The sequence below is a fragment of the Bradyrhizobium sp. genome, assembly GCF_019244115.1.
Lineage (GTDB): Bacteria > Pseudomonadota > Alphaproteobacteria > Rhizobiales > Xanthobacteraceae > Bradyrhizobium.
In genome coordinates, this window is the sequence record NZ_JAFATE010000910.1 from 1 (window position 1) to 2106 (window position 2106).

Annotated in this window: 2 protein-coding genes; both read left to right on the forward strand. The window is 61.9% G+C overall.

All coding sequences use genetic code 11. The features are described 5' to 3' along the window. The first annotated feature begins 377 nt into the window (after nucleotides 1-377). Nucleotides 378-530 carry a DUF1127 domain-containing protein gene (locus JOZ76_RS37740; RefSeq protein ID WP_291706449.1) on the forward strand — a complete coding sequence of 51 codons (153 nt, stop codon included), beginning with the start codon at nucleotides 378-380 and terminating at the stop codon, nucleotides 528-530. A gap of 123 nt (nucleotides 531-653) precedes the next feature. Beyond that, nucleotides 654-2084, forward strand: a complete 1431-nt coding sequence (gene trmFO, locus JOZ76_RS37745) for a methylenetetrahydrofolate--tRNA-(uracil(54)-C(5))-methyltransferase (FADH(2)-oxidizing) TrmFO (RefSeq protein ID WP_291706450.1) — start codon at nucleotides 654-656, stop codon at nucleotides 2082-2084. The last annotated feature ends 22 nt before the right edge of the window (nucleotides 2085-2106 follow it).

A 2106-nucleotide genomic window follows, 5' to 3' on the forward strand; every position in this document is an offset into this window, starting at 1 on the left:
CAGAAACAAATGAATAAATATTCACTGTATCGTGAATCTTCGCATGCGAATCACGCATGGGACGGGCGAATCAGAACTCTGCAACGCGGTCCTGGCTTCCGGCGTGTTTCCTTTACGTGAGCCGGCAGAACCCCGGCCGGAGCTGGATGTTCAGTTCGTAAGAAGTCCGCATTTAACGGGCTTTCTGCAACATCCTGACGACAATCTCCTCAAATTTCGAGAGCGCGAAAAGCTTAACCCACCCCTTATGGAGCCATGTGCCCTGGTCTTAGCTGCATCGCAACATCCTCAGTTCTGCGCTGCATCAAATCGTCCTATATTCATTTCAACAAAATGCCGCCTTCAAGAGCTGAATACGAACTACAAGGAGACTTACCATGCTGCTCTCGCTCATCCGCATGATCCAGGCGTTCCGGGACTATCATCGCAACGTCAACGAGCTGTCCCAGCTGAGCGATCGCGAGCTCGCCGACATCGGCCTGGACCGTTCCGACATCCCGCGGGTTGCGGCCGGCACCTATAACGGCTGATCCGCCGGCACGCCAGCTTCATCGACCGATAACGCCCGCCTCGTTGCGGGCGTTGCCGTTTCTGGACCATTGCCTTGTCATTGCGCATTCCACTGGCGTGGAAAAGGCGCTACCTGTCCCCGCATGACAAGGACCTCCTCCTCAGCGCAAGTGCATGTTGTCGGCGCCGGCCTCGCGGGCTCGGAAGCCGCCTGGCAGATCGCGCTATCAGGTGTTCCCGTCGTCCTGCACGAGATGCGTCCGGCGCGGATGACCGAAGCCCATCGCAGCGATGGTTTCGCCGAACTCGTCTGCTCCAACTCCTTCCGTTCCGACGACGCCGCCAACAATGCCGTCGGCCTGCTGCACGCGGAGATGCGCAGGCTCGACTCGCTGATCATGCGCGCGGCCGACGCCAACCAGGTGCCCGCCGGCGGCGCGCTCGCAGTCGACCGGGAGGGTTTTTCCGCTGCGGTGACCAAGGCCCTGAACGATCATCCCCTCATCGAGATCTCGCGTGGCGAGATCGCCGGCCTGCCGCCGGCGGAATGGAACAATGTGATTGTCGCGACCGGCCCGCTAACCTCGGCACCGCTCGCGGATGCCATCCGCGCGTTGACCTCCGAGAGCGCGCTGGCCTTCTTCGATGCGATCGCCCCGATCGTGCACCGCGATTCGATCGATATGTCCGTGGCGTGGTTCCAGTCGCGTTACGACAAACCGGGCCCCGGCGGGACCGGTGCGGATTACATCAATTGTCCGATGTCGAAGGAGCAGTACGACGCGTTCGTCAGTGCGCTGCTCAATGGCGAGAAGACCGACTTCAAGGACTGGGAAACGAGCACGCCCTATTTCGACGGCTGCCTGCCGATCGAGGTGATGGCCGAACGCGGCCACGAAACCCTGCGGCACGGGCCGATGAAGCCGGTCGGCCTCACCAATCCGCACAATCCGACGGTAAAACCCCATGCGATCGTGCAGCTGCGCCAGGACAACAAGCTCGGCACGCTCTACAACATGGTCGGTTTCCAGACCAAGCTGAAATACGGCCCGCAGCAGCAGATCTTCCGGACCATCCCGGGACTGGAGAAGGCGGAGTTCGCCCGCCTCGGCGGCCTGCATCGCAACACGTTCCTGAATTCGCCAAAGCTGCTGGACGAGCAGTTGCGGCTGCGCGCAGAGCCACGGCTGCGTTTTGCCGGGCAGATGACGGGCTGCGAGGGCTATGTGGAGTCCGCAAGCATCGGCCTGATCGCGGGGCTCTATGCCGCCGCTAATACGCAGGGCATGTCACTGGCACCACCGCCGCCGACCTCGGCGCTCGGCGCGCTGCTCGGACATATCACCGGCGGCCATCTCGAAACGATCGAAGTGGGCAGTCGCTCGTTCCAACCGATGAACATCAATTTCGGCCTGTTCCCACCGCTCGCCAGCGCTCCGACCAAGAAGGCGGACGGCACGCGGCTGCGCGGCAACGAAAAGACCATCGCGAAGAAGCAGGCACTCAGCGCCCGCGCGCTCGCCGATCTCGACCGCTGGATCGCCGATCACCTGCGCATTCCTCGAGCGGCGTGAGTTTGATGCATTTGTCCCGGGA